The sequence below is a fragment of the Stygiolobus caldivivus genome, from assembly GCF_019704315.1.
Lineage (GTDB): Archaea > Thermoproteota > Thermoprotei_A > Sulfolobales > Sulfolobaceae > Stygiolobus > Stygiolobus caldivivus.
Genome location: NZ_AP024597.1, coordinates 1,848,400 through 1,875,226, shown reverse-complemented (window position 1 = coordinate 1,875,226; position 26,827 = coordinate 1,848,400). Strand labels below are relative to the sequence as shown.

The following is a 26,827-nucleotide window of genomic DNA, read 5'->3' as shown; positions in this document are numbered from 1 at the left end:
AATGTGAACTTAATTTTAGGCGGTGGCTTGGCTGGGCTCCTCTTAGCATCTAAGTTAGAAGATAGCATTCTCGTTGAAGCTCAAAATAAAATAGGCGGAATTTTAGCTTATGAAGAAATAGAAGGCTATGACATTCCTCTTTATCCTCCTTTACTTAAATCTGAATGTAATCTATTCCAAGGTTTAGAGCATAGACAAGTAAGTCTCAGCGTAAGCTCAAGAAAAGAGGATTATTTAACAGAAAAGCTTGGTGTTTCGGGACTCCCTGATTGGCTTACATTCAAAGGCAGTAAGGTGTACTTTATACAAAATATGAAACAAGTGCTAGAACAATTATATAAAAAAGCTAAAGTTAGATTATCTACTACGTTTAACTTCAAAGGGGATAAGACGTTTATTTTGAACAACGGACAAGTAATAAGGGCTTCAGAAGTTTACGTTACTGTTCCTCCTTATCTATTAGGTTTGAAGAAAGGAAGGAGTATAGGTTTCGTCGAAGCTATTCTAACTACAAATAAAACAAAGAGAGATAGTAATGTAATAATAGATGGCGATAAAGGTGTGCTATATTCTCACGTAATAATCGCTGATTGGCTTAGTGATTTTTTTGATGTTTACTATATCCTTGTTCCTTTTATTGCACAGATTCCTTCTTGGGATAGAATATATGGTGATCTGAAAAGAAGAGGAGTGCTGAAGAAAGAGGAGATAAGGAGTTTTAGATACAGGGTTATTAGGGATGCTGTGTTAGAGGATAGTAATAAAGAAGATTTTAGTGACTCTAGTCTAGAAAAATTACATTTTTGTGGTAGGTTGGGAAAATGGAAAAACCTCAATATTTGTGAAACAATAGATGATGTCCTTCATTGCTAAACCATTCTACAAACTCCCCTGACATCTGTGTGGCTTCAGAAATAGAGAAGTTATTTAATCTATATAGAAAGTAACTTGAAATAAGGACGTCACCAGTACCTACTTTGTAATCTCCAATTCTAGACGGTCTATATTTATTGATTTCAGATTTAGAGTAAACTATAAATCCGTCTTCATCATAAGATACTAAAACTTCTCTAAATCCCATCTCTAAAACTTTACCTATACTTATCTTAGAACTATCTATTTCTTCATAATTAGCGTGAAGTATCCTGAGATTATAAGAACTTGAAACCCTAATGTTAAACTGAGTAGGTTTTATTTCAACTTGTTCGTTTTCTCTGCATGAACGTACAAAACCTTGAAGGTCTAAAGCTAAAGGTTTGTTGACAGAAGGTATTTCGTTTACTTCGCCACATACTGGATTAACCAGTACACCATCTAGATCTTTATAATCGATATTGTTAATAGGAATTCCTTTTTCAGGTTTTTTTCTCAGTATCAAAACCCTGCCTTTATTAGTGTAGATTAACTCAAAAGTGGGGATCGAGTTCGAATAGAATAATTTTGTTTTTTGCAAAAAATGTGGAATTAAATGGTAATGACTCTTCTCTATTGAAGAATATATTAGGGGTACTCCTCCTAACATATAGATCGCGAATCCTGAATATAGTGGAGGCCCGCCGAGTTGCTCCTTTTCAGATATTCCTAGATCTAATGTAAAGTTCCCGATAATCATAACTTTACTCTTGGCTTTCATCTTCTTCCTCTTCCTCTTCTACCCTAACTTTTTCATCTTCTTCCTCTTCCTCTTCTCTAGACTTTTTGTTCCATAATGATTCTTTATGAGCTTCTAGGTGATCCTTAAGGTCATCTATAGTAAAAAAATATGCCCCGTAATCAGGTATTCCTCCTTTTTTACATATGGGTGTACAAATTGGACACGCATACAATTGGCTTACTTCATCAAAGCATACTTCTACGTTTTTATTTTCAGAAGTTATTTGGATTATTTTCCATTTAGGAATCCATCTTGTTGTGGACATGTATAATAAGTTTTAACATTTACAAATAAATAATATCTGTCACTTAGCGGAAGTAATGTTTTAAAGCAATTGTGTATATAATCTACTTGGAGAAAAAATTTGTCTTCATCTTCCTCATCTCTTCTTCAAGCCCCCATGAGTATAAAAACTATGTTCGATATAGCTGAATTTATAATACGTTCCGCAAATATGATAAAGCATGATCAAGTCGAAAAAATGATTGATGCTTTAGTAGACATGTATCATAATAAGAAGAACGGTAAAATTCTTGTAATGGGAGCAGGAAGAAGTGGGTTGGTTGGTAGAGCTTTTGCAATGAGGCTTCTTCATTTAGGTTATAACGCATATGTTTTAGGTGATACTATAGTACCCGCTATAGGGGAGAAAGATATAGCTATTGCTATTTCTGGCTCAGGTAGGACTAAATTAATATTAACAGCAGCTGAGGCTGCAAAAGAGGCAAAGGCGATACTTATAACCATTACTAGCTATGCTGATAGTCCTATAGCAAAACTCTCGGATATAGTAGTTGAAGTACCTGGTAGGACTAAGTACTCTGTTAATGAAGACTACTTTGCAAGACAAATTTTAGGGATCACAGAACCTTTAGCCCCTTTAGGTACACTTTTTGAGGATACTACACAGATATTTTTAGACGGTATAGTCGCCGAGTTAATGGTCAAATTAGGCAAAACAGAAGAAGATCTGAGACAAATTCATGCTAATATCGAACTTTAAAATTTCATCATACTTTCGTTGGTGTCTGTCTAATCTTATAAAAACTATAATATTATGGAAAATAAACATCTTATAATAGTTCCTATATTGTTACTCTTTCTATCTATCTTTTCAAGGAATCTAATATTCTTGGTTCTAGCTTTAGTTTCATTAATATTATTAGAACCTAATTTAATAATGAAACTTTTCAGAGGTAAATTGAATTTTTTCAATTTATTCAAAAAACAAAGTAATAATAACTACTCAATCGAGAACGGGATTCTTACTATTAATGGTGTCTTTAAGGCTTTTCTGATAGTCGATGATATCCCATTTGATTATAGAGATTTCACCAATGAGAGTTTAAGGTCTAAAATAGTATCGTTTCATAAAGTATTAGATATAGTAAATAACGTTGATATAATTTTTCAGAAAAAGGGATTAGATAAGAATAAATTTTTAGAAAATTTATTCAGAAAGGCACAGAATTTAAGGGTTATAATAGAATCAGATCCATCTAATGAAAAAGCGAAAAACGAATTATCTCTAGTCCAAGAGATGATAAAGAGAATAAGCGAAGGTGAACCCCCATTTCAATACGTAGTTTATTTTATAATTACCGCCGAAAGTAGAGAAGAGTCTCTAGCTGAAGCAAACTTGTTAAGAAAAGGGCTTGAAAGTATAGGGATAAAGGCAAGGCTAGCTAGTCGATATGAAATTGAAGAGTACCTAGACCGCGGAGTAATTAGAGCTAAGGAAAAGATTGGATTTCCAACTCAGGTTCCTTATTTAACTACCTTTTCGTTTCCTAAATCTCCCAATTATAGGCTAATCTCAGAAGGAATATATCTAGGAAGAGAAATAGAATCTTCACGACCTATCTTTTGGAACTTAAATACAACAATGAATCCTCATACACTAGTTATTGGTCCAACTGGATCAGGTAAAACCGAGTTTTTAATTTCAACTGGTGTAAAAATAAATACATTATATCAAATTCCGGTACTATTTTTTGATGTGAAAAATGATATAAAACTTAGATTAAAAAATTATGGAATTAAACCAATAGTCCTAAATCCCTTACTTTATAGCTTAGACTTACTGTCCGCAGAAAACAAGGCTAATTACGGTATATATGCATCTCAAATAGAGAATATAATTACAAATTCTTTCAGGCTTGATAAGTATTCCTCATCAATATTGTATAAAGTTATATTGGATGCATTACATAAATATCAGCATCCTTCATGGGATAACATAATCGAACTAATAAATGAACTAGATATAACAGACGAATTTAAAATCTATTTAGCTAAAATTATAAATAAGATAAAATCTATTGACATAGAATCTAAAGGGTCATCTTTAGTAGAAAAGATAAACGACTCTATATATGTTATTGATTTATCTCTTATAAAATCAGAAGAGTTGAGAAGATTCGTAATATACTCGATATTAATAAAGATATTGGATAAGTATAATATAGCCGATGATAAGTTAAAAATTTCATTAGTAATTGATGAGGCGTGGACTATTCTGAAGTCCGAGAACGAGAACTATTCCTTGGTGGCTGATATTATAAAGAGGGGTAGAGGATATGGAATAATGTTAATGATGGCTACTCAAAATATTTACGATTTAGGTGAACTTTCAGATATATTTTTAGAGAATAGTGGTTTGCTTTTATTTATGAATAATGGTGATAAAAAGTTTTGGGAAGAGATGAAAAGGTTCGCTAATATCAGTGAAGATGAGATCTATCGTCAATTGACTTTTCTAGGGCGCGGTGAGGCAGTAATCAGATTTATAGGAGATCCACGATCACTTGTGATAAAATTAGATACCCTTACAAATGCATAATTCAGAAAACAAGTTAGTAACTTAATCTTTCTAGTATAGACTGTAGTCCTGCTTTTATCTTATTATAGGTTAGCTCATCTTTAACGTTATCGATAATAATTTCACGTAATTCATCTTTTTCTAAGGATACCTCGTATTCAATTTTACTTCTATTTTTTTCCATTTCTAAGATTTTGTTTATCACGTTAGCATAAGTTTTATTCATATTTATTTTTCCTCTGAACAAGATTCTCATTAGCGGTGGGGTATAATAAATTTCAGCTACTATTTCGCCCCTATTGTTTTTAATTACATCGGCGGTTCCTTTATTTCCTTTAATAATATTCTTATAACCCTCCGTCTCTAGAATACTGTATAAGTACTCGTAGTACTCTAATTCCTTTTTAAGTTCAGCAATTTTAGCCTCAAGAAATTTCTTAAGTTCGTCAGTATTAGTACTCACGATTTCATTTTCGTAATCGAAATATTTATAATTCATTCTACTCTTTCACTAGTAGATGATAAGAGTAGCAGTTATAGGCGGCTCTGGTTATACGGGCGGTGAACTATTAAGACTACTTGCAGTTCACCCAAAAGTTGAAGTCACTTATGTTACCTCGAGGGAATATGCAGGAAAACCTTTATCTCTAGTTCATCCAAATTTAAGAGGTTTCTATTCTATTAATTTCTCTCAGTTTTCATGGGACAAAGTAGGGGATAAAGCTGATACCGTATTTCTAGCGCTCCCCCATAAAGTTTCTATTGATTATGTTCCTAAGTTGTTAGAGATGAATTTACAAGTAATAGACCTGAGTGCTGACTTTAGATTAAAAGACCCAGAAAAATATAAACAGTGGTATGGATATGATCATCCCTATCCAGACTTACTTAAAAAATCGGTATATGGTATTCCAGAACTTCATTATGATGAGCTCAAGGGATCAAAATTAATAGCCTCGCCAGGCTGTAACGCTACAGCTACAATATTAGCCGCTGCTCCTCTAGTTAAGTCAGGAGTATTAGAGGTCTATAAATTAATAAGTGATGTAAAAGTATCTAGCAGCGAAGGCGGTGCTAAACCTTCGGAAGGGAGTCACCATCCTGAGAGGCAGAATGCCATAAGGCCTTATGACGCAGATGGCCATAGGCATGCTGCCGAGGCAGAACAGGAATTAAGCCTCTTAGCAAATAAAGAAGTAAAAATAAGTTTGATCCCTCATGCTGTAAGCAGTGTAAGAGGGGCCTTAGCATCAGTTCATGGCTGGTTGTCCGAAAATATTACCGAAATAGAATTCTGGAAAAAGGTGGTCGACTTTTATAGGAATAGAAAATTTGTTAGAGTTATAAGAGGGAATATTCATCCATATCCTGATACTAAATATGTGATCGGAAGTAATTATGTCGATATTGGTTTTGCAATAGAAGACAGACTGGGTAGGATTACGATGTTTTCGGCTATAGATAACCTTATGAAAGGTGCTGCGGGACAAGCAGTTCAGGCTTTTAATGTTTCTCAAGGGTTTGACGAGACTGAAGGATTAAAAATTCCTCCTTTGAGGCCTGCTTAGTATGATAGTGGTAAAGGCTGGAGGAAGGGTTATAAAAAATAATTTTGAAGGTCTTATAAATAGTATTGTTAACTTTATTACATCCAATCAGGATTCTAAATTAATTTTTGTTCACGGAGGGGGAGATCAAGTAACAGAACTTTCTAAAAAACTAGGTATAGAGCCTAAATTTGTAACTTCACCTGAAGGGATAAGAAGTAGATATACTACGAAAGAAGAACTAGAAGTTTTTATCATGGCTATGAGCTTTATATCTAGACAAGCCCTCTCAAAGATATCTTCCTATACACCTGCAATAGCTATAACCGGAGCTGACGGTAAGACGGTAATAGCTGAGAGGAAAAAGAAAATAATAATAATAGATGACAGGGGGAGAAAAAGAATTATAGAAGGTGGTTATACAGGTAAAATTAAAGAAGTTAATACTACAGTACTAAGTTCAATTTTAAGCATTTTTAATGTTATAATATTTTCTCCTTTAGCGTATGATCCGCAAGAAAATTCGCTACTGAACGTTGACGGTGATCAGATGGCATTTAGCATAGCAAGTTCATTAAAAGCTGAGAGTTTAATTATTTTAACAGACGTTGATGGTGTAATTATAGACAATAATGTTGTTCATCATCTAACGGTAAGTGAAGCTAAGGAACTTGTTGCAAAAGTCGGCCCTGGAATGAACAGGAAACTTCTTATGAGCACTGAAGCTGTGGAAAGAGGTGTAAAAAGAGTGATAATAAGTAACGGGTTAGTAAAAAATGCAATAAATAACGCTTTAAACGGTAATGGTACGGTGATAGAGTAATGGTAGAGATAGATCAAAATGACATAAAAATATTAGAAATGTTACGTAAAAATTCGAGGACATCGTATACTAGCATTGCACGGGAATTAAAAATAAGCGAAGCTGCTGCGAGAAAACGAATAGAGAGGCTAATTAAGGCTGGGATCATAAAAAGATTTACGATAGACTATGAACTAGAAAATGAAATCAGGGCTATAGTCATGGTAAAAACTGCACCGCAAATTCCTACACCAGAAATATCTAAGAAAATTGTAAAAATATCAGGCGTTGAAACTGTTTATGAAACCACTGGAGACTATGATATTTTAGCTTTAGTTAGAGGAAATAATATTGCTGCTATCAATAAAACGATAGATGAGATAAGAAGTTTACAAGGTGTTATAAGTACAACTAGCACAATTGTATTACGTGTATGGTTTTAATTTCAAACCACTGATTATCATAAAAACTTATCAACTACAAACTCATATGGAATACCTTGATCCCAAATGGTAACCGCAAAATGTCCGATATGTGGCAATCCGGTAGAAATACCAGATGACGCCTTACCTGGCGAAATAATTGAACATGAATGTGGCGCACAACTAGAAGTTTTTAACGATAATGGCCGCCTATCAGTGAGATTAGCTGAGCAGGTAGGAGAGGATTGGGGAGAGTGATTTTAGGGGTATCATATGATCTAGTAAGATGGGAGGAGAGAAATTTAATAGAAGAAGCCAAGAAGCTGGGTCATAGTGTAGTGCCAATTTTTACTAAAGATTTTTATACTTTCTTAGGTGATAGCTCTAATTTAAATCTGGAAGCAGATGTTATCATTCAGAGAAATACCAGTCATGCTCGAGCTATATTAACATCCCTAATATTTGAAGGATATAACTATAAGGTGATAAATGATTCTACTACGTTAAATAAATGTGAAAATAAGCTTTATACATTAGCATTATTGAACAAGCATAATATCAAAATACCTGTAACACTTATCACTTTTTCTAGAGAAAAAGCTTTAGAATCAACAGAGAAATTAGGCTACCCTGTAGTAGTAAAGCCTATTGAGGGAAGTTGGGGAAGAATGGTAGCTAAGGCTAACGATAAAGATACACTAATGAGCTTACTTGAGTACCAAGAATATACATCATCGCAGTATAGGTATGCTTACTTTATACAAGAGTTCGTAGAAAAGCCCAGTAGAGATATAAGAATATTTGTTATCGGAGATGAGGCACCAGTAGGAATTTATAGGGTTAATGAGAGAAACTGGAAAACCAACACAGCGTTAGGAGCCAGAGCAGAGCCCCTTAAGATTGATGATGAATTAGAAGACTTAGCCCTAAAGGTAAAGGAAGTTATAGGCGGATTCTTTCTAGGAATAGATATTTTTGAAGATAAAGAAAGAGGATATATAGTTAATGAGGTTAACGGTGTACCTGAGTATAAAAATACCGTTCGCGTAAATAACTTTAATGTGTCACAGTTTTTAGTTAAAAAAATAGCGGAGTGGGTTAAAAAATGAAACTAATCCAACTTTATGGGGATAGAGGACTAAAGATAGTTAAAGGAGAGGGACAATATGTATGGGATATCAACGGTAAAAAATACATTGATATGCATACTGGAATAGGTGTAGCTTTTCTAGGTCATAGGAACAAGATAGTAGTTGATTATTTGCGGCGGCAGATGGATCAGATTATTACTCTCTCCAATTCTTTTTCTACGCCTATCAAGGATGAAATGGTTAGTATGGTAGATAAAATAAAACCAGATAATATGGATAATATCATCTTACTTAATAGCGGTACGGAAGCCGTTGAGGCGGCACTTAAAACGGCCAGAAAAATAACGGGTAGAAAAAAGATTATTGCTTTCAAAAACGCATTTCACGGAAGGACTTCTGGATCTCTCTCGGTCACCTGGAATAAAAAGTACAGAGAACCATTCGAACCATTAGTTTCACCTGTTGAATTCCTCAATTTTAACGATATTAATGAATTATCTAAAATAGATGAACAGACAGCAGCAGTAATAGTAGAACCAATACAAGGCGAAAGCGGAGTTATTCCAGCCAAACAAGATTTTATGAGAGCATTGAGAGAAGTTACTGAAAAAGTTGGGGCTTTACTTATTGTAGACGAAGTCCAAGCTGGTTTTGGGAGAACAGGCAAAGTATGGGCATATCAACATTATGGTATTGTACCAGATTTACTTACAGCTGGAAAGGCAATAGGCGGAGGATTTCCAGTGAGTGCGTTATTTTTACCTGACTGGATTGCAGGCAAATTAGAAGAAGGTGATCACGGTAGTACTTTTGGAGGTAATCCATTAGCAATGGCTGCAGTAACTGCAGCATGTAAGGTATTATATGACGATAAAGTGCCAGAACAAGCATACCATAAGGGCGAACTCTTTATGAAGATACTAAAGGACAAATTAGCAGATCTGAAATCTGTTAAAGAAATAAGGGGTAAAGGACTTATGATAGGTATAGATTCTAGGTTTCCTCCTGCAACTACTTTAAAAGTTGCTCAAGATAATGGAGTACTTGTACTAAAAGCTGGGGTTACGGTAATTAGATTATTGCCTCCCTACGTAATATCTCAAGATGACATGGAGGTAGCAGCAAATGCGATTAGAGAAGGATTACTTAAAACCGAGAGTCAAAGAGTTACTTCTTGAACTTTTAAAAATATATACACCATCAGGAGAGGAGTATAAAGCATTATCGTTTTTTGAAAAAGTTTCAAAAGAGCTTAACCTAGAACTAAGAGTTACTTCATCTAATTCTTACTATCTAGGTAAGGATTCTGATATCCTGTTAGTCTCTCACGTCGACACTGTGCCTGGTTATATAGAGCCTAGAGATGAAAACGGAATTATATACGGAAGAGGAGCAGTTGATGATAAAGGTCCGTTAATAGCAATGCTAATGGCGACATCAATATTAAATGATAAAGGATACTCTATTTCTTTTGCCGCCTTATCCGATGAAGAAAATAAGAGTAAAGGAGCTAGGGAATTAGTTAGTACCGGTAAAAGGTATAAGTACATAATAGTGGGCGAACCTTCTAATACTTCAGGGATCGTAGTAGAGTACAGAGGAGTTTTGCATGTAGATATTAAATGCAGTGATAAGCCGCAGCATTCTTCATCAGCTAATTCAAATTTAATTGTTAACATAGCAGATAAAATTCTTCGAGTAAGCAAGTTTCCTGAATCGTACGATATACCATCAATAATTCCTACAATATTTCATGCAGGAGAGTATATTAATAAAAGTCCTTCTAGCGGAGTAGTACATTTTGATATAAGGTATTCAGTCAAATCTTCAAAGGAAGATCTATTACTTAAGATCAGAGACGTATTCAAGGACTGTGAAATTGTTATTGTGGAAGACATCCCACCCGTAAAGGTTAGTACTAATTCAAACCTGGTTAAATCTATAATGAGAGGGTTAATAAAACAGGGTATTAAGCCTTCTCTAACTAGAAAATATGGCACTAGTGATATGAATATACTAAGCGTAATAACGAGTGATATTGTCAATTATGGACCTGGGGATTCAAAACTTGAACATACAGATTATGAACACATATCGTTGGAAGAAATATTTATATCAATAAATACGTATGTATCAGCGATAGAAGAATTATGTTCAAAGAAAGCTTAAAAAATTTTATTCTTTCGCCAATTTACAAGATATATGAACATATATTGTGGGAAGAAATAAAAAAAGGACCTTTTCCCCAACATGTTGGTATTATACCAGATGGGAACAGAAGATGGGCGAGATCTAATAGTCTCTCTATTAGAGATGCTTATGAAAATGGTTACAAAAAATTAAGAGAAGTTCTCATTTGGCTCCTAGATATGGGTGTAAAAAATATTACAGTATTTGCACTGTCTACAGAAAATTGTGATAAAAGAACAAACATGGAATTATCGACAATTTTTAAATACATAAAAGCAGGGCTAGAGGAACTATTAGATGGTGATATAATATATAAGTATGAAGTTAAAGTCAGAGCCATAGGTAAGCTAGAAAAAATTCCTCAAGAAGTAATGGATCTGATCAATGAACTTGGCAAAAGGACAGAGAATTATAATAAACGAAGGCTTACTTTAGCTATATGTTATGGTGGTAGACAGGAAATTCTAGATGCTGTGAGAAAAATCTTAGATGATAATAGGTTAGGGAAAATATCATCTGATCAAATAAATGAAGAAACCTTTAAGAAATACTTATATGATAGTGAGTTAGACGATATTGATTTAGTCATAAGATCTTCTGGTGAAATTAGGATAAGTAATTTCTTACTCTGGCATATAGCATACTCAGAATTATTCTTCGTAGAAGCATATTGGCCCGACTTTAGAAAAATAGATTTATGGCGTGCAATAAGATCCTATCAGAGAAGAAAAAGGAATTTCGGAGCCTAAACTTTATATTTCACGGCTTTAATACTACATCGTATGGGATATTTTCAGGGTAATGATTTTCGAAAAATAACAGGTGGGTTAAAACATAAGCATAGAGATAAGAGAAAATATGAGTTAGGTTCTCCTGCTACTGAGACGAAGCTGAGTGATAAGGACGTAATTGTAAAAGAGAGAGTATTAGGAGGGAACATAAAGGTTAGATTAGCATATGCGTCTTACGCAAACGTAATAGATCCCCAAGCTAAGACAGTTAAAAAAGTAAAGATTCTTAACGTACTTCAGACTCCTGCAAATAGAGAATATGCGAGAAGAGGTATAATAGTAAAAGGTACGATAGTACAGACTGAGATTGGAAAAGCGAAAGTAACTTCTAGGCCAGGCCAAGATGGAGTTATTAACGCGGTGCTAATTAAGGAATGAGTTTAAGAGACTATAAGGGAGAAAAGATAGCTATATGGTTAGCCTACTTCTTGGCACCTAGTAGGAATAAGGGTAGAAAAATAAAAAAAGTTCAAAATAAAAAAATAGATTTTAATGTAATACTCAAAATTACTTCAGAATTAGGTTTAGAACCTGAAGTATACCAAGACAAGATACATCCTTCAACAGGAATAGCCGGATTACTCGTAGTTAAGAAGAAATATGGTAAATATAAGATTATTAAGATGATAAACGAAGAGCTGAATCGACTTAAATAATTATCTTAATTTTATTATAAAATTAATTTTAAATGTAAAACTTACAAATATTTTTGCTTATAATCTTGATGTACTCTCATTCCCTTAATTTATTTAGTAAATCTTTTATACTTTATTTTATGTTTGTTTTTTGCTGGGCCCGTAGCTCAGCCAGGTGGAGCGGCGGGCTCTTAACTTATAGAGCCAGGTAGAGGAGGTACCCGTAGGTCCCGGGTTCAAATCCCGGCGGGCCCGCGCTATTATAAATTCAATAGTTGTACTAGTCTTAATTTTATTAAGTGGTAGCTCTATGAAGCTTGAGGGCGATGTAAGTCTCCTTTATAAGTTATATTTATCTCGTTAAAAGAAATGTAGTTTTAATTATTAATGATGAGTTAAGTAATATTAACATAAGGCAGTGTATAAAAGCGCGTATTAATGACATTATAATTTATGTTATCTAGAATAAATTTACACGAGTTATATCATTTGTCTACTTAATTATTCTAATTTGATAAGGAATATTACAATACATAATGTGGAACCGTGAGCTATCCCTAAAGCTTAGCTTAAAATATTAAATATCTAATTTACTAGTAAATGAGTTACGTAGTTACTGGAGGAGCAGGATATATTGGTGGACACTTGGTCGATCATCTGGTAGGCGAGAAGAACGAGGTCATAGTGATAGATGACTTTTCCAATGGTAACTATATTAATAATCAGGCAAAATATCTTAAGATCGATTTAAGGGATAAATCCGCATTTAGTTTGAGGATACCTAAAGGAAGTATATTGTATCATTTAGCGGCTAATCCAGATGTAAGAACTTCAATGATTGATCCATTTGAACATTTTAGTAGGGATGTTGAAGTTACCTTTAATGTGTTAGAGCTAGCTAGACGTAACGATGTTAGTCTTTTCATATTTGCCTCATCCTCAACAGTTTATGGAGAAACAGATAAAATACCAACACCTGAAAGCGCAGAGTTAAAGCCGATTTCTAATTATGGTATTTTCAAGTTAGTTGGTGAACAGTTAGTGGAGTATTATTCGAGGATATATGGAATTAAAGGTATATCAGTTAGATTAGCGAACGTTACAGGTGGAAGGGTTTCTCATGGAGTGATAAAGGATTTTATTGAAAAATTACGTAAAAATCCTAATAAATTAGAAATTTTAGGTAACGGTAAACAAAGGAAAAGTTATATATACATAACCGATACAATTAGTGCATTTAGGATACTAGAAAAAAAGTCCGAAAAAACATACGATGCATTTAATATAGGTAATGAAGATTGGATAACAGTGAATGAAATAGCTCAGATTATAGAGGAAGAAATGGGCCTAGTTCCAGTTCATGAGTATGTAGATAGAGGAGATGGTAGAGGTTGGGAAGGGGATGTTAGATTTATGTTATTAGATGTAACAAAGATAAAACGGTTGGGCTGGGCTCCTAAATATTCATCCGCACAAGCAGTGAGATATGCAGCGAGGGATATAATTTATGGATATAACCTACGGGCTTAAAGTCAAATTATTAGGTTTACTTTTATTGGTAGGTTCTATATCTGTAATTTATCTTTCGTTTCTTATTATATTTTTTAATTTTAAAATAAATATAGGTGCTATTAATTTATCTCCGATCTTTATAAAGGTAATAAATTTTGGAATAATATTGATCATTTTCGGATATTTAGCATATGTGGGGATAATAATGATCTTAAGTAGAAAATAAATAGCGCGGGCCCGCCGGGATTTGAACCCGGGACCTACGGGTCGCTTCCCGCGACCCACGGTTAAAAGCCCGCCGCTCTACCTGGCTGAGCTACGGGCCCAGCAAAAAACAAACATAAAATAAAGTATAAAAAGTAAACGCTCTTGGATCCACGCAAATTCGCTCACTTATTTTCCGCGACGAGATTTAATAGTATCTAAGATCAGGTCTACCGCGTTATTTTCATCAGTTTTAAAGAATTCTGCGTAAATCACACCGTCAACCATTATTATAAACCCGTTGTCAAGTTGGACGGATAAATATCCGTAACAATCTTCACAGAAAGCCTTTATTATTTTTTTAAATCCTAGGTCTACCCACATATATTTTAGATTAGATCTTTCTTTGCTAATGTTAGCACCGCTAAAGATATACATTCTTCTTGATAATTCATATAAGGCTAATTTTAGTAAATCTTGAGACGTTATCCCATTATCTCTAAGGAGCTCAGGGAGTAAATAATTACTTTCTACTTCTCTTTTAATTTGTTTTATTTTCTCTCTAAGTTCATGTATTTCATCCTTTAAGGAATCCATACACTCTTTTGATAATTTCTCTGTCTCCTTAGAATTCCCTATCCATAGCTCTACTAAAGATTTTGTTAAGTTTTTACAATCCAAGTGGATCATCCTCACTCGGGAGTTATAAATACAAATGCCTCCTTAATACTTTCTTTTTCTCGTGTTATTATAGAAATTAATCCATAATTATCTGGGTATCTAACGAGTTCAATGTTAAGTAAAGTTTTCCAAATCTTATCTACTAGAATATAAGACCTATGAGTCATAGAAGCTCTTATATTTATGAATAATAGGCCATTTTCTGTTTCTAATTCCTTAGCCAGCTTTCTTTCTTCCTCTAAGTTTATAACAGCGTCTGCTATAGTACCGAGATACTTAACGGTTCTAAACGGGATTATGTTGTTTAATTTCACTTCGTAGAGGGAAAACAGTGTCGAGTATGTGATTAATTCACTTAAAACCGTAGTCATATCGCCTGATAAATATTTATGGCCCTTAAGACCATAAACGTAGAAAAAGGAATTCTCTACCACGTTCTCTAATAACTTGCTTGTAAACATAGAGTATATAAAAAGTAATTTATCATCGATAATTATATCCGTAGTATCTGATCCTTGGATAATCTCATATATATACTCAGAAACCTCTTTAACTTGGTCATATTCATTCTTACTATGAGGAATTAGACTAGACGGAATTTTTATTGATGTAAATTTTATTCTCACAGTAAATTATATTTTATAATACCATTTATGGTTTTACTAACACCTTACCTATCTTATTTTTATCTTTTATCATTTGATATCCTTTGTCTATTTCTTCTAGAGATACTGTACCAGCTATAACCGGTTTTATTTTATCTTCAGCAGCAAGTTTTAAAGTCTGTTCAGCATCGTATTTGGTTGCTGACGCATGGCCTACTATTTTTATATCTTTAAGGATAACATATCCTAACCTTAAATTATAGGATTGAGTAGGATCAACATTTCCTATTTGTACAATTCTTCCACCCATCCATAACGACTTCAGACTTTCGTCAAAGGTTGGCGTACCTACAGTATCTATAACTAGTGTTACGTCACCTATTTTTTTAGCTTCTTCCGAGAACTTATTACCTACGATTATGTAGTCCGCATATTGCCTAATTACTTTTGCTTTTTCTTCAGAGGTAGTTACCCCTATAACCTTCGCCCCTAGTGCTTTTGCTACTTGAATAGCGTGAATTCCTACTCCACCGCTTGCACCGGTAACAAGAACATACTCCCCGTTTCTTATTCCGCCTGCTCTTCTAATTCCTCTATAAATCATTCCAGTGACACAAGGTACTAGAACTGCATTATCATCAGATACACTTTTTGGCACTTTTACCAAACTCGTTATTTTTATCTTAGCTTTTTCTGCAAAAAAGCCATCCAGTTCCTCTGAGTAGCCTAGCCTATGATGACAATAAGCTTCCTCGCCTATTTTACAATATTCACATGTCCCGTCTGGAGCATATAATAATGATATTACTTTGTCACCTACTTCGAAGCCTTTAACGTTTTCACCTACTTCTTCGATCGTACCCACAACTTCATGGCCAAGGATCACTGGATACTTCATTCTTGGATAGAAGCCTTGAAGTTGAAGTAAATCTCTGTAACATAATGCTGCTCTATCAACTCTTATTACTACTTCATCCTTAGCAGGTCTAGGATCTGGTACTTCTTGTAGTTTATATCCTTGCTTATTCCCAGGGACAACAATAGCCTTCATGATAAATCTAAATTGTATAAACAATATAAATATTTAGCTATTAGCCGTTAAATAATTCCATTAATTAAAAATGAAAAATAAAAATTATCAACTCGTTTGAATAGAAGAGTGGTTTACATTTCTTTTGCGAATTTCATTTGTCTAAATAGAGTGAGATTATAATCATTAAATATACACTATAAGTGATATTAATACATAAAACCGTATAAAAGTGTAGGATGATGGGTTAATAAGTTAGTTTACCAAGGACGATCTTATGTATACTGTAGTATTTGTACACTGAATTGTACTAATTTAACAGAGAGTATTACAATTCGCAAAGGACGCGTGAAAGACCCGAATAGAAAAATTTACAGCATAACTTTTTTAAAATGTCTTTATCTAACATTTATATTATAATGGAGAAGAGAGATGAGATTGAATTACCAGAACCATTGTTCTGTGTGACAGAAGATGAGTTTAGAAAGCTTAAATTCAAAATACAATATCTTTATAACGATAAAAAGAGTTAAAGAAAGAGAAAGGGGGAAACTAAGCGGACTAAAGTTCGCAATTAAAGATATAATAGATGTGAAAGGATTACCTACAACAGCTGGTTCTAGATTTTTGCATTATATACCCGAGACTAATGCGTATATTGTACAAAAGATATTAAATGAAGGCGGCGAGATAATTGGAAAAACGAATACTCATGAATTTGCAATGGGTGCTACTAATACCTCCTCGTTAATAGGTCCCGCAAAAAATCCAATAGATCCCGAGAGGATCTCCGGCGGTTCCAGTGGTGGATCAGCTGTAGCTGTTGCCTTAGGTTTAGCTGATATAGGAGTAGGTACTGATACTGGGGGTTCGATAAGAATACCGGCTTCACTTTGCGGAGTGATAGGATTTAAGCCTACTACTGGATTAATTTCCACAGAAGGAGTAATACCTTTTAGCTGGACCTTTGACACAGTAGGATTTTTAACTAAGGATATAAAACTTCTATCTAAAATATTGGATTCTGTACTAGATAATAAGATTCCATTAGTATATCAGGCGAAAAGGAAACCGAAAATAGGGCTATTTCTATTTGGTGATGATATTGCATCGAAAACTTTACTAAAATTTGTAAATAAATTATCTAATTATTATGATATAGTAGAGATAGATAATAGGATTATAAGGAAATATGCTTCCTTTGTTAGAAAAACTATAGCTCTATCTGAGGCATACTCTTATCATAAGAGATGGTTTGAAATTCAAAAGCAAAATTACTCGGAGGATGTTAAGAAATTACTAGAAATAGGTAAAAGTATTCTAGGATATGAATATGTAGAATCGTTGAGAATTAGAAATGTTATCATCAGAGAATACATAAAAATTTTTAGTAAAGTTGATGTATTAATATCACCTACCACAAAAGCTCCTGCGCCAAAGATCGCAGATGTAGTGGGAAAAGAGTTAGAATATAGAGATATCCTAATAAGTAATACTGAAATCTTCAACGTAGTGGGAGCTCCTTCGATCTCTATACCTGTTGAAAAAGTAGATAATCTGCCTATAGGTCTAATGATTAGCGGACTTCCTTATGAAGATGGAGTTGTCCTTGATATAGCAGAAAGGATTTTAGGTATTGTTGGATTTATTAGCAACCAAAGTAATTAGTTATTCAGGGTCTTGTTAAATGAACAAATTACCGCAGAACGTGGATATTAGTAATAAGATTCTAAAAGGTACAACTACCGTTGGCATAAAAACTAAAGATGGTGTAGTCCTTGCAGCGGATAGGAGAGCTAGTGCAGGATTTTATGTGGCGCATAAATATGTTAGAAAAGTCTTGTATATTGCAGATAATATAGGTATCACTACGGCAGGAAGTGTAGCTGATTTACAGTATATTTATAATATTTTGCGTAATTTATACCATTATAATTTGATAACGGGTGTTCGTCCTATTTCTGTAAAGGCTTTGTCAACTTACTTAGCTACAGTTTTATCTACTTCTAAGTATTTTCCCTATTTAGTGCAGATATTAATAGGAGGAGTAGATGATAAACCTAGGCTATATAATCTAGATTATTTAGGTGATTTTACTGAGGAAGACTATACTGCTACGGGTTCCGGTTCGGTAGAGGCTATAGGTGTAATAGAAGACGGTTATAGGCCAGACCTAACTTTAGATGAAGCAGCTGAACTTGCAAAAAGGGCTATCTTCTCTTCATTAAAGAGAGATCCGTATACCGGAACTGGAGTTATAGTTGCTAAGATAACAAAAACTGGGCATCAGGAGCAAGAATTTTACCTTAATAAGAAGTATAGTTAGAGTTTTATTTTTATACTGTACAATTCTCTTTATGAACGTCAAAAGTAGTTCATTTAAAAATGAGGATTTTATCCCCAAAGAGTATACGTGTGACGGTTCAGATATTTCTCCAGACCTTGAGTGGGATATGGTACCTAGTGCTAAGTCCTATGCAATTATAGTTGAAGACCCTGATGCTCCAGCTGGGACCTTTATTCATTGGGTCATATATAACATAAAGGATAATAAATTGCCTAAAAATGTCCCTAAAGTTAATAACGTTTCATCCATGATTCAAGGGGTTAATGACTTTGGGAAGGTAGGCTATGGGGGGCCTTGTCCTCCAAAGAGTCACCCACCTCACAGGTATTATTTTAATGTTTATGCCTTAGATGTAGAGTTACCGGAAAAAAGTGGGGTCACTGCTGATGAGTTAAAACGAATGATGGAAGGGCACATAATAGATAAAGGAGTTATTATGGGAAAGTATAAAAGAAGGTGATAAGAGTGGAAGAAGAAGTCCTTTGGGCAGAAAAGTATAGGCCAAAAAGTCTTGATGAAATTGTTAATCAAAAAGATATTGTTGAGCGTCTCAAAAAGTTTGTTAAAGAGAGAAATATGCCACATTTACTTTTCTCAGGTTCACCTGGTACAGGTAAAACTACTGCAGCATTGGCATTAGTTCATGATCTATATGGACAAAATTATAGACAATATTTCCTAGAGCTAAATGCGAGCGACGAGAGGGGGATTGACGTAATAAGAAATAAAGTTAAAGAATTCGCAAGGACAATAGTGACAGGGGAGGTCCCCTTTAAAGTAGTTCTATTAGATGAAGCTGATAATATGACAGCTGACGCTCAACAAGCGCTAAGAAGAACAATGGAATTATACACAGAAACTACTAGATTTATTTTAGCATGCAATTACTTGAGTAAAATAATCGAACCCATACAATCTAGGACGGCCTTATTTAGGTTTTATCCGCTGAAGAAAGAAGATGTGGTTAGCAGGCTTATGTATATTGCTAAGAACGAGAAAGTTGAAGTGGAACAAAAGGCATTGGAAACAATATATGATATAACATTAGGTGATATGAGAAAATCGATAAACATACTCCAGGCTGCATCAGCATACGGGAAAGTTACAGTTGAATCTGTGTATAAAGTTCTAGGTCTTGCACAACCTAAAGAAGTTAGAGAGATGATCAATCTAGCAATTCAAGGGAAATTCTCTCAGGCTAGAGATAAATTAAGAAACTTACTAGTTAATTACGGATTATCTGGCGAAGATATAATAAAGCAGGTTCATAGGGAACTTACAGGGAACGAAATAAATATACCAGATGAATTAAAGGTAATTTTAGTTGACTATGCAGGTGAAGTTGAATTTAGAATAATGGAAGGGGCTGATGACGAGATCCAGTTAACGGCTTTTCTAGCTAAATTAGCATTATATGCACAAAAATACGGTGGTTCATAATTGCCCTTACAGTGGTTTTTGAAATATAGACCAAAATCCTTGCAAGACATAGAAAATCAGGAAGATGCCAAAAAGGAGATGAAAGGCTGGATAGAGAGTTGGATAAGCGGAAAAGTCCCTGAGAATAGAGCTGTTCTTCTCTACGGTCCACCTGGAGTAGGCAAAACCACTATAGCTGAAGCATTAGCTAGGGACTATAACTTAGAATTAATAGAGATGAATGCTAGCGATTCAAGGAATCTCGTGCAGATACGGAGTATTGCTGAACAAGCCGCTGTCACTGGATCCCTATTCGGTAAACGCGGCAAATTAATATTATTAGATGAAGTAGATGGGATAAATACTAAACAAGATGCTGGTGCATTAGAGGCAATATTAGAACTTGTCCGAAAGACAAAATATCCTATAATTCTAACTGCTAATGACCCTTGGGATCCCTCTCTAAGACCTCTTAGGAATGCAGCTAAAATGGTAGAGCTAAAGAGGTTAACGAAATATCCCATGAGACGAATATTGAAGAAAATATGTGAATCAGAAAAAATTCAGTGCAGTGATGATGCACTAGATTATATAGTGGAACAGAGTGAAGGTGATGCAAGATACGCGATAAATATGCTTCAAGGTGTTGCTGAGGGCTATGGAAAAGTCACTATTGATGCCGTAAAAGAAATAGTAAGGAAAAAAGATAGAGAATTAGATCCATTTGAGGCCCTGAGAGATATATTTTGGGCAAGGTATTACTGGCAGGCTAAAAACGCCGCAACGAGTACTCAAATAGATTATGAGCTATTAATGAGATGGATTGATGAAAATATACCTTTACAGTACGAGTCAATAGAAGATGTATGGCGAGCATATGATGCGTTAGGCCGTGCATCAATATTTCTAAGTAGGGCTAAGAGAGGAGATTGGGACTTGCTCTCGTACGTTTTTGATTTAATGGGTCCTGGTACGGCTTTTGCATCTTTAGAGAAGAAGAAACCTAGTTATAAGGCGAAATGGGTAAAATACCAATTTCCACAATATATCCAGCTATTGGCTAAGAGTAAAGAAAGTAGAGATAATCTAGCTTCTTTAGCGAGGAAAATATCCTATCAACTTCACAATTCTTCCTCTAAAACATTAGACGATATTCTTCCGTATTTCATACAATATTATCGGAAGTATAAAGAAAAGCTAGATAAAGAGCTCGAATTGACAGAGGGTGAAAAAGAAATAATTTCGATTCTATCTGGCGAAAAAATGGAGGAAGAGAAAAGGGTTAGTGAATGGCCTGCTAAAAAAACGGGTAAGACTACTAAAAGGTATTATCGTCGTAAATCTTAGATTTAGATAATACCTTAATATTACTTATTTCTGTTTCTGGATACTGTCCTTGTGGGTCTTTTTCGTATTTCTTTACCATATCCCATATTGTTAACAGTACTATAGAGGTAGCTGTTAAAGCTTCCATTTCTACACCAGTTTTATAGTGAGCTTTCACTGATGTAATAACTCTCAATCCGTTCTCTTCAATTTTTATATCAATATCAACAGCCTCTATAGGTATAGGGTGGCACATTGGAATTAATTCTGGAGTTCTTTTTGCAGCTAAAAAACCTGCTACTTTAGCTGTATTTATTACATCACCTTTTTCAATCTTCCCTTCTTTTATCAGGTTAATAGTATCTTTTTTTAATTTTATAAATCCTTCAACTTTTGCCTCTCTTAGTACTACTTCCTTTTTAGAAATATCTACTACTTTTGCTTCTGTCATACAGTGTCTAATTCCTCAAACAGGTTTTTTAATATTATGACTTTAGGATTTGAATAATTAAGTCTAATTACTTTAGTTTTACTCCCTTCTATTACTTCGATCAAGTTCTTATCTCTCAGTAATAATATATCTTTTTCTAGTTTGTTATATTTTATTTTTGTTTTCTTGTATAATTTAGTTATATTTATCTCATCTTCTTTAAATAAAATAAAAAGTATTTTCAATATTTCACAATTTAGGAGCTCAGCCGTGATTTTTGCAACCTCCTTTTAATCTCTCCATCTAATAGTTCTTCTAGTTCTGTTGAGACTGGAATGGGCAAAGAGATAAGTGTAGTTCTTCCTCTCATACCTTTGCTACTGTGTCTAGTTAGTATTAGTCCCATAAGTTTTAGCCTTCTAATATATTCAAATATCTGTGTATGTCTTCTGGGCTCTTCACCTAATAGTGATGCTACGGTTCTGTATTCTTCTTCAACTCTACCCATAGGGAAGAAATCTTCTCCTTGTTTTTTATGCAAGGAAGAGATCGCTTTTAAAAGGAGGAGGTAGTGTAAATCTAGATCTTTTATTGTATCCGTAATAACGCTCATTTCAGGATTAATTTTTGAATTAGCCTTTTTAGCATGTTCAACAGTTATAATAGGTGCATTTTCGGTATCTGCAATTTTACCTGCTAGCTCTAATGTCTCTATGGCGAGCCTTGCATTACCGCTTCCTCCTTTATCGGCACCATGTATATCAGATATGAATTTTATTGCTTCATCAGAAACTGCATTAGGCTTAAACGCTTTTTCATTTATAATCCTATCTTGTAATATATCATAAAGATCCGAAGAAGTATAAGGAGAGAATTCGATTATATTCTTTATAATATGATCTTTTATACTTTTATCTAGTCCTGATAAAGTAGATAGTTCTCTAACTATGAAAATGTAATGGAGCCTCTTTACACTGACGTTCAATTCATCATAAATTCTCACGAGGAAATAAATATCTTCTATTGGTGACGTGCTTATAAAGTAGTCAAATTCATCTAATGTAAGAAGTAAATGAAGGTTCTTTCTTTCTAAGTAATCATATATTAGTTTGAAAGTTTCTTGTGAAGATAATCCCCTATTAGGTAAAGGTAATCTCAAGTTCTGTGCTATTTCCATTAACATAAGGTAAAGTGTCCTCTGCCTATGGCAATTAACATGGACATAATATAGTTTAAGTCCTTTTTGGTTTGCTATCCCTTTTAATTCATTTCCGAATTTCTTAGCGGTCACGGTTTTTCCGGTACCCGTCCTTCCTACTATCACTGTTCTTATTGAGGTGCTCCCGGGGTTTATAATAAGGTCCTTAAACGATACAGTAAGTTCTTTTATTTGGTTTTCTCTATGTGGTAAATTTGCCGGAATATGCTCTGGGTTAAGGGCAGAAGTATTATTAAACACAGTACTCCCTTCAATAGTATTTTCGATTAAGTCCTTAATGTCAACCAAAAGTTTCACCCTATACTAATTTCTCAAAGTAATACTATATATTTTGACTGAGACACTTAACCGAAATTATTACTTTACCTTTTTTAAGTAGGAAACTGTTGTGAAATTAGGTAGAACGTTCACTGTAATTATTATATCTGGATGCTTAAAATCGACCTTTGCGTATCCCTTTAATCCAAGACCTATTCCAATTTCAATTTCTCTACAACTGACTTCAACCCCCCTTTTAAAACAATCCACATAAAAAGTACTGCTAACTATTTGCCGTGAATAATCCACTACATTCTTAATTATTTCATCTTCTTTGGTACTGTATAATAAGAAGTTAATAGGGTAGATCTTCGAGACACATGAAGGAGAAGCCGAGTACAGTAATCCGAAAGCTTCCATTGGATTTAAGTCTGAGTAAACTATAAAAACATTCTTAATTATTTCATCTACTTTGGCATTAATGTCCTTAATTAATATTCTATTTAAGATCTCGATAGTGCATCTGTTTTCTTTATTTTTCCTAGCCGTTACTAAAAGGACAGGTTTCACAATAGTATACCTTTTAAACGCTAATATACAAACCTTAACTTATGGTAAACAGTAAGATTAAAGCTATTAATAGAATAATGATGGTTACAAAGAAAAAAATCCTTGTCTTAGATGATTGGGGTCCGTTTGATGACGGGTTTGAAGAAATATCTTTATCAAAGGGCAGCGAAGATGAAGTTTCTACGTGGTTAGGTATAAAGCTCCAAGAAAAAAACGTGGCTAAAATAATGGATATGGTGAGCGTAGACGAACTGGGTAGAGTCCTTTTCCAAGAAAAGCAGACTATAAATACTCCGGCGTCTCTTTCACTACTCCCTAAAGATTTCTATCATAGGGTTCAGCTGTTAAGGGAGAACCTTAAGCAAAAGAATGACCTGCAAGCACTAGAACAATTAAGGAAATTAGATCAGGTCGTAAACGAGATAGTTTCAATTAGAATAAGGAAAATAATGCAGTTAGCCTTTCTAAATATATCTGATGAAAGCGTAATTGATAGAATGACTAATGAAGAGTTTTTAGTCTACAAGATAATAAAAGATATAATTGACCGTGGAATAGGTGATATAATTGGAAACTAAACAAATCGATTACGGAGAATTATTCATTGAGTTTATAACCACGTTTAAAGACAATAGGGGTAGACTATCTTATTTAAATCAAATAAATGAGATAATAGCTTATAGGAGGAAAAGCTTTTATGTAAACTTTGCAGATCTATTCTCGTTTAACCAGAATTTAGCTACTGTTTTAATTAATTCCCCAAAAGATATAGTCCCTATCTTAGAGAAAAAAGTCTATGATTATATAATAGAAAAAGATCCGGAGTATCAATATGAAATAAGTAATATACATTTACGTATACTCAACATCCCTAGAACTGTTGAGCTAAGAAAAATTAGAAGTAATGAAATTGGAAAGTTAATATCTGTTGAAGGTATTCTGGTAAAATCGACACCTGTAAAAGAAAGGCTGAGTAAGGCAGTGTATCAGCATATAAGTCCCGATTGTATGCAAGAGTTCTACTGGCCGCCTGATGAAGAAGATATGGGCGAAATAATAGAGTTACCATCTTCATGTCCTATGTGTGGAAAAGCAGGTCAATTTAAACTAATTGAAGATAAGTCGACCTTTGTGGACTACCAAAAAGCAGTATTACAAGAAAGACCTGAGGAAATACCGCCTGGTCAACTACCTAGACAGTTAGAGGTGGTATTTGAAGACGATCTAGTAGATGTAGCAAGACCTGGCGATAGAGTTAAAATAGTAGGAATCTTAGAAATCAAGAAAGATTCACAAGTTAAAAGGGGGAGCAAGTCAGTTTTCGATTTTTACTTAAAAGTAAATAGTATTGAAATATCACAAAAGGTGTTAGATGAAGTCAGAATATCAGAGGAAGACGAAAAGAAAATTAAAGACTTGGCAAAGGACCCATGGATAAGGGAAAAAATAATTTCATCTATTGCCCCCTCAATTTACGGTCATTGGGAAATAAAAGAAGCTATTGCCCTTTCGCTATTTGGTGGAGTTAGTAAGATTCTTGCCGACGGCACTAGGATTAGAGGCGACATACATGTACTAATAATAGGAGACCCTGGAACAGCTAAGTCTCAAATACTCCAATTTGCATCCAGAGTAGCTCCTAGAGCTGTGTATACTACTGGCAAAGGTTCTACGGCTGCAGGATTAACCGCAACAGTCACTAGGGATAAGAATAGTGGAGATTTTTACTTAGAAGCTGGTGCATTAGTTTTAGCTGATGGAGGTGTGGCCGTAATAGATGAAATAGACAAGATGAGAGATGATGATAGAGTAGCAATCCATGAAGCAATGGAACAACAGACAGTATCAATAGCCAAAGCAGGTATTGTAGCCAAACTAAACGCTAGAGCTACAGTTATTGCAGCCGGTAACCCTAAATTAGGTAGATACATAAAGGAGAGAGGAATTTCAGAAAATATTAACTTGCCCCCGACAATATTATCAAGATTCGATCTAATCTTCATTTTGATCGATAACCCCGGTGATAGTGACGTATATCTGGCCTCACATATTTTAAACGTTCATGGAAATAGAACTACGGATCAAAATGCAATTGAAATAGACTTATTAAAGAAATATATAGCATACGCTAAAAAGAATGTTTTCCCGAAGCTTAGTGAAGAAGCAAAGCAACTTCTGCAAGACTTCTTTGTAGAAATGAGGAGAAAGAGCGTGGAAACAGCAGATTCACCTATTATTATTACTCCAAGACAGTTAGAGGCCTTAATTAGGATATCCGAAGCTTATGCTAAAATGGCTCTAAAGGGTGAGGTTACAAAAGAAGATGCAGAAAGAGCAATAAACATTATGAGAATATTTCTTGAGAATGTAGGTTTAGATGTAGAATCTGGAAAAATAGATATAGATACTATTATGACCGGTAAACCTAAAAGTGCTAGAGAGAAAATGGCTAAGATATTAGAAATTATTGATACACTATCATTGAATGAGTGTGCAAAAGTAAAAGATATTGTTAAGGAAGGAGAAAGAATAGGAATAGATAAGCAGAGCATAGAAAAATTACTTACAGATATGAGGAGACAAGGATTAATATACGAGTCAAAGCCAGAGTGCTATAAAAAAGTGTAGATCAAAAACCTAACAAGTTTATAAGTTATTTCCTAAAATACGAGAACACACTTACTTATGCTTTATTATTACCCATTTTTGATAATATTGATATAGGCGTCCACATTATATAAGGGGGTAATTGCTTTATCAAATCATATGCTTCTTCCCATCCTGTTAAATTAAGTTTCTTAGCTAGTTGTTCTAATGTCATTTGTGTTCTTACATATTCATTTAGAACCTTTACCCCGTTTTCATCAATAACTATTTCTCTCCCGCTTGAGAGTGTAATTTTTATAGGCTCCATCGGCTATCATTACCTCTTACCTAGATGTTAAATATAAATTTAATTGCACCGGATCCATAAGATACCCATACGTACACGGCTATAATTAGTAATGCTAGAACTAATAATATTCCTCCTAATTCATAATTTCTGTTTTCTATAAAATATACTCCAGCAATTGCTCCCATAATTATAATAGCTGCAAGTACTGCTATTCCCCCCGCTTGAGGCTGTCCGCCATTTGAATATGTTATGGGAGAAATATAGTAAGGGAATGCAATTGCTCCTAATATAGCTATTCCCATCAATATTATCAATATTATTAGCACATATGCATTATTAATGGAAGAATACGTCTTTTCGCTTCCTCTTTTTGGCAT

The 26,827-nt window shown here is 34.2% G+C and carries 32 protein-coding genes and 2 tRNA genes; 22 read left to right on the top strand and 12 right to left on the bottom strand.

Annotation, left to right across the window (positions count from 1 at the left end):
* Positions 1-3: 3 nt before the first annotated feature.
* Positions 4-873 carry an NAD(P)/FAD-dependent oxidoreductase gene (locus KN1_RS08935; RefSeq protein WP_221287203.1) on the top strand — a complete coding sequence of 290 codons (870 nt, stop codon included), beginning with the start codon at positions 4-6 and terminating at the stop codon, positions 871-873.
* Here KN1_RS08935 and KN1_RS08930 read toward each other — a convergent pair.
* On the bottom strand, positions 833-1,633 hold the full coding sequence (locus KN1_RS08930) for a carbohydrate kinase family protein (RefSeq protein ID WP_221287201.1): 801 nt from the start codon (positions 1,631-1,633) through the stop codon (positions 833-835). The two genes, KN1_RS08935 and KN1_RS08930, sit on opposite strands and share 41 nt — an antisense overlap.
* The gene (locus KN1_RS08925; RefSeq protein ID WP_221287199.1) at positions 1,617-1,919 is read right to left on the bottom strand and encodes a hypothetical protein; all 303 of its coding nucleotides are present in this window, start codon (positions 1,917-1,919) and stop codon (positions 1,617-1,619) included. The genes KN1_RS08930 and KN1_RS08925 overlap by 17 nt, the downstream gene beginning before the upstream one ends.
* A gap of 135 nt (positions 1,920-2,054) precedes the next feature.
* Here KN1_RS08925 and hxlB point away from each other — a divergent pair, with 135 nt between their 5' ends.
* Positions 2,055-2,657, top strand: a complete 603-nt coding sequence (gene hxlB / locus KN1_RS08920) for a 6-phospho-3-hexuloisomerase (RefSeq protein ID WP_338057021.1) — start codon at positions 2,055-2,057, stop codon at positions 2,655-2,657.
* Positions 2,658-2,711: 54 nt separating this feature from the next.
* Positions 2,712-4,496, top strand: a complete 1,785-nt coding sequence (gene cedB / locus KN1_RS08915) for a DNA import protein CedB (RefSeq protein ID WP_221287195.1) — start codon at positions 2,712-2,714, stop codon at positions 4,494-4,496.
* 13 nt (positions 4,497-4,509) lie between these two features.
* On the opposite strand, the gene KN1_RS08910 is transcribed toward cedB, so the two are convergent.
* Positions 4,510-4,938 (bottom strand): hypothetical protein, encoded by a 429-nt coding sequence (locus KN1_RS08910; protein WP_221290633.1) that lies wholly within the window; start codon positions 4,936-4,938, stop codon positions 4,510-4,512.
* 55 nt (positions 4,939-4,993) lie between these two features.
* On the opposite strand from KN1_RS08910, the gene argC reads away from it, so the two are divergent.
* The 12 genes from argC to KN1_RS08850 all read left to right on the top strand — a co-directional run bounded on the left by argC (position 4,994) and on the right by KN1_RS08850 (position 13,483).
* On the top strand, positions 4,994-6,043 hold the full coding sequence (gene argC, locus KN1_RS08905; RefSeq protein WP_221287193.1) for an N-acetyl-gamma-glutamyl-phosphate reductase: 1,050 nt from the start codon (positions 4,994-4,996) through the stop codon (positions 6,041-6,043).
* 1 nt (position 6,044) lies between these two features.
* On the top strand, positions 6,045-6,845 hold the full coding sequence (locus KN1_RS08900) for a [LysW]-aminoadipate/[LysW]-glutamate kinase (protein ID WP_221287191.1): 801 nt from the start codon (positions 6,045-6,047) through the stop codon (positions 6,843-6,845).
* Positions 6,845-7,267 carry an HTH-type transcriptional regulator LysM gene (lysM, locus tag KN1_RS08895; protein ID WP_221287188.1) on the top strand — a complete coding sequence of 141 codons (423 nt, stop codon included), beginning with the start codon at positions 6,845-6,847 and terminating at the stop codon, positions 7,265-7,267. Before KN1_RS08900 ends, lysM begins: the two co-directional genes overlap by 1 nt.
* Positions 7,268-7,333: 66 nt before the next feature.
* Positions 7,334-7,504 (top strand): alpha-aminoadipate/glutamate carrier protein LysW, encoded by a 171-nt coding sequence (gene lysW/argW, locus KN1_RS08890; protein ID WP_156005030.1) that lies wholly within the window; start codon positions 7,334-7,336, stop codon positions 7,502-7,504.
* Positions 7,501-8,355 carry a lysine biosynthesis protein LysX gene (gene lysX / locus KN1_RS08885; RefSeq protein ID WP_221290631.1) on the top strand — a complete coding sequence of 285 codons (855 nt, stop codon included), beginning with the start codon at positions 7,501-7,503 and terminating at the stop codon, positions 8,353-8,355. The genes lysW/argW and lysX overlap by 4 nt, the downstream gene beginning before the upstream one ends.
* Complete coding sequence (gene lysJ / locus KN1_RS08880; RefSeq protein WP_221287187.1) at positions 8,352-9,515, top strand: [LysW]-aminoadipate semialdehyde/glutamate semialdehyde transaminase; 1,164 nt, start codon at positions 8,352-8,354, stop codon at positions 9,513-9,515. Before lysX ends, lysJ begins: the two co-directional genes overlap by 4 nt.
* Positions 9,463-10,506, top strand: coding sequence for an N-acetyl-lysine deacetylase (locus KN1_RS08875; protein WP_221287185.1), 1,044 nt, complete (start codon positions 9,463-9,465; stop codon positions 10,504-10,506). Before lysJ ends, KN1_RS08875 begins: the two co-directional genes overlap by 53 nt.
* Positions 10,488-11,276, top strand: a complete 789-nt coding sequence (gene uppS / locus KN1_RS08870) for a polyprenyl diphosphate synthase (RefSeq protein WP_221287183.1) — start codon at positions 10,488-10,490, stop codon at positions 11,274-11,276. Before KN1_RS08875 ends, uppS begins: the two co-directional genes overlap by 19 nt.
* A 33-nt stretch (positions 11,277-11,309) precedes the next feature.
* Positions 11,310-11,696, top strand: a complete 387-nt coding sequence (locus KN1_RS08865; RefSeq protein ID WP_221287179.1) for a 30S ribosomal protein S8e — start codon at positions 11,310-11,312, stop codon at positions 11,694-11,696.
* The gene (locus KN1_RS08860) at positions 11,693-11,974 is read left to right on the top strand and encodes a signal recognition particle subunit SRP19/SEC65 family protein (RefSeq protein ID WP_221287177.1); all 282 of its coding nucleotides are present in this window, start codon (positions 11,693-11,695) and stop codon (positions 11,972-11,974) included. Before KN1_RS08865 ends, KN1_RS08860 begins: the two co-directional genes overlap by 4 nt.
* 135 nt (positions 11,975-12,109) lie before the next feature.
* Positions 12,110-12,208 (top strand) — tRNA-Lys (locus KN1_RS08855).
* Positions 12,209-12,553: 345 nt separating this feature from the next.
* Positions 12,554-13,483, top strand: a complete 930-nt coding sequence (locus KN1_RS08850) for an NAD-dependent epimerase/dehydratase family protein (protein ID WP_221287175.1) — start codon at positions 12,554-12,556, stop codon at positions 13,481-13,483.
* Positions 13,484-13,697: 214 nt separating this feature from the next.
* Here the strand turns inward: KN1_RS08850 and KN1_RS08845 are convergent.
* The 4 genes from KN1_RS08845 to KN1_RS08830 all read right to left on the bottom strand — a co-directional run bounded on the left by KN1_RS08845 (position 13,698) and on the right by KN1_RS08830 (position 16,006).
* Positions 13,698-13,791: transfer RNA gene (locus tag KN1_RS08845), tRNA-Lys, on the bottom strand.
* Between the two features lie 67 nt (positions 13,792-13,858).
* Positions 13,859-14,350, bottom strand: a complete 492-nt coding sequence (locus tag KN1_RS08840) for a hypothetical protein (RefSeq protein ID WP_221287174.1) — start codon at positions 14,348-14,350, stop codon at positions 13,859-13,861.
* An 11-nt stretch (positions 14,351-14,361) separates the two neighbouring features.
* The gene (locus KN1_RS08835) at positions 14,362-14,976 is read right to left on the bottom strand and encodes a hypothetical protein (protein ID WP_221287172.1); all 615 of its coding nucleotides are present in this window, start codon (positions 14,974-14,976) and stop codon (positions 14,362-14,364) included.
* Between the two features lie 25 nt (positions 14,977-15,001).
* Positions 15,002-16,006, bottom strand: a complete 1,005-nt coding sequence (locus KN1_RS08830; protein ID WP_221287170.1) for an acryloyl-coenzyme A reductase — start codon at positions 16,004-16,006, stop codon at positions 15,002-15,004.
* A gap of 453 nt (positions 16,007-16,459) precedes the next feature.
* Here KN1_RS08830 and KN1_RS08825 point away from each other — a divergent pair, with 453 nt between their 5' ends.
* The 5 genes from KN1_RS08825 to KN1_RS08805 are packed head-to-tail and all read left to right on the top strand — an operon-like array spanning position 16,460 to position 21,098.
* Positions 16,460-17,653 (top strand): amidase, encoded by a 1,194-nt coding sequence (locus KN1_RS08825; RefSeq protein ID WP_221287168.1) that lies wholly within the window; start codon positions 16,460-16,462, stop codon positions 17,651-17,653.
* 40 nt (positions 17,654-17,693) lie between these two features.
* Entirely contained in the window at positions 17,694-18,311 is a 618-nt protein-coding gene (gene psmB / locus KN1_RS08820; protein WP_221290629.1) for an archaeal proteasome endopeptidase complex subunit beta, read from the top strand.
* Between the two features lie 31 nt (positions 18,312-18,342).
* Positions 18,343-18,792, top strand: coding sequence for a YbhB/YbcL family Raf kinase inhibitor-like protein (locus KN1_RS08815; protein ID WP_221287165.1), 450 nt, complete (start codon positions 18,343-18,345; stop codon positions 18,790-18,792).
* A 5-nt stretch (positions 18,793-18,797) separates the two neighbouring features.
* The gene (locus KN1_RS08810; RefSeq protein ID WP_221287164.1) at positions 18,798-19,772 is read left to right on the top strand and encodes a replication factor C small subunit; all 975 of its coding nucleotides are present in this window, start codon (positions 18,798-18,800) and stop codon (positions 19,770-19,772) included.
* Positions 19,773-21,098, top strand: a complete 1,326-nt coding sequence (locus tag KN1_RS08805) for a replication factor C large subunit (RefSeq protein WP_221287162.1) — start codon at positions 19,773-19,775, stop codon at positions 21,096-21,098. It abuts the gene before it with no gap.
* Here KN1_RS08805 and moaC read toward each other — a convergent pair.
* From moaC to KN1_RS08790, 3 genes are all read right to left on the bottom strand, one after another.
* On the bottom strand, positions 21,070-21,528 hold the full coding sequence (gene moaC, locus KN1_RS08800) for a cyclic pyranopterin monophosphate synthase MoaC (protein ID WP_221287160.1): 459 nt from the start codon (positions 21,526-21,528) through the stop codon (positions 21,070-21,072). The two genes, KN1_RS08805 and moaC, sit on opposite strands and share 29 nt — an antisense overlap.
* A gap of 235 nt (positions 21,529-21,763) precedes the next feature.
* The gene (locus KN1_RS08795; RefSeq protein WP_221287158.1) at positions 21,764-23,014 is read right to left on the bottom strand and encodes an ORC1-type DNA replication protein; all 1,251 of its coding nucleotides are present in this window, start codon (positions 23,012-23,014) and stop codon (positions 21,764-21,766) included.
* A 69-nt stretch (positions 23,015-23,083) separates the two neighbouring features.
* A complete protein-coding gene (locus tag KN1_RS08790) occupies positions 23,084-23,554 on the bottom strand; it encodes a THUMP domain-containing protein (RefSeq protein ID WP_225905636.1) in 471 nt (156 codons plus the stop codon).
* Positions 23,555-23,595: 41 nt separating this feature from the next.
* Between KN1_RS08790 and gins23 the strand changes: the two genes are divergently transcribed.
* Positions 23,596-24,132 carry a DNA replication protein Gins23 gene (gins23, locus tag KN1_RS08785; protein ID WP_221287156.1) on the top strand — a complete coding sequence of 179 codons (537 nt, stop codon included), beginning with the start codon at positions 23,596-23,598 and terminating at the stop codon, positions 24,130-24,132.
* Complete coding sequence (gene mcm, locus KN1_RS08780; protein WP_221287154.1) at positions 24,122-26,182, top strand: minichromosome maintenance protein MCM; 2,061 nt, start codon at positions 24,122-24,124, stop codon at positions 26,180-26,182. The genes gins23 and mcm overlap by 11 nt, the downstream gene beginning before the upstream one ends.
* A 55-nt stretch (positions 26,183-26,237) precedes the next feature.
* Here mcm and KN1_RS08775 read toward each other — a convergent pair whose 3' ends face one another.
* Together KN1_RS08775 and KN1_RS08770 are read right to left on the bottom strand one after the other, a co-directional pair.
* Positions 26,238-26,468, bottom strand: a complete 231-nt coding sequence (locus KN1_RS08775) for a hypothetical protein (protein WP_221287152.1) — start codon at positions 26,466-26,468, stop codon at positions 26,238-26,240.
* Between the two features lie 20 nt (positions 26,469-26,488).
* The gene (locus KN1_RS08770) at positions 26,489-26,827 is read right to left on the bottom strand and encodes a hypothetical protein (protein WP_221287150.1); all 339 of its coding nucleotides are present in this window, start codon (positions 26,825-26,827) and stop codon (positions 26,489-26,491) included.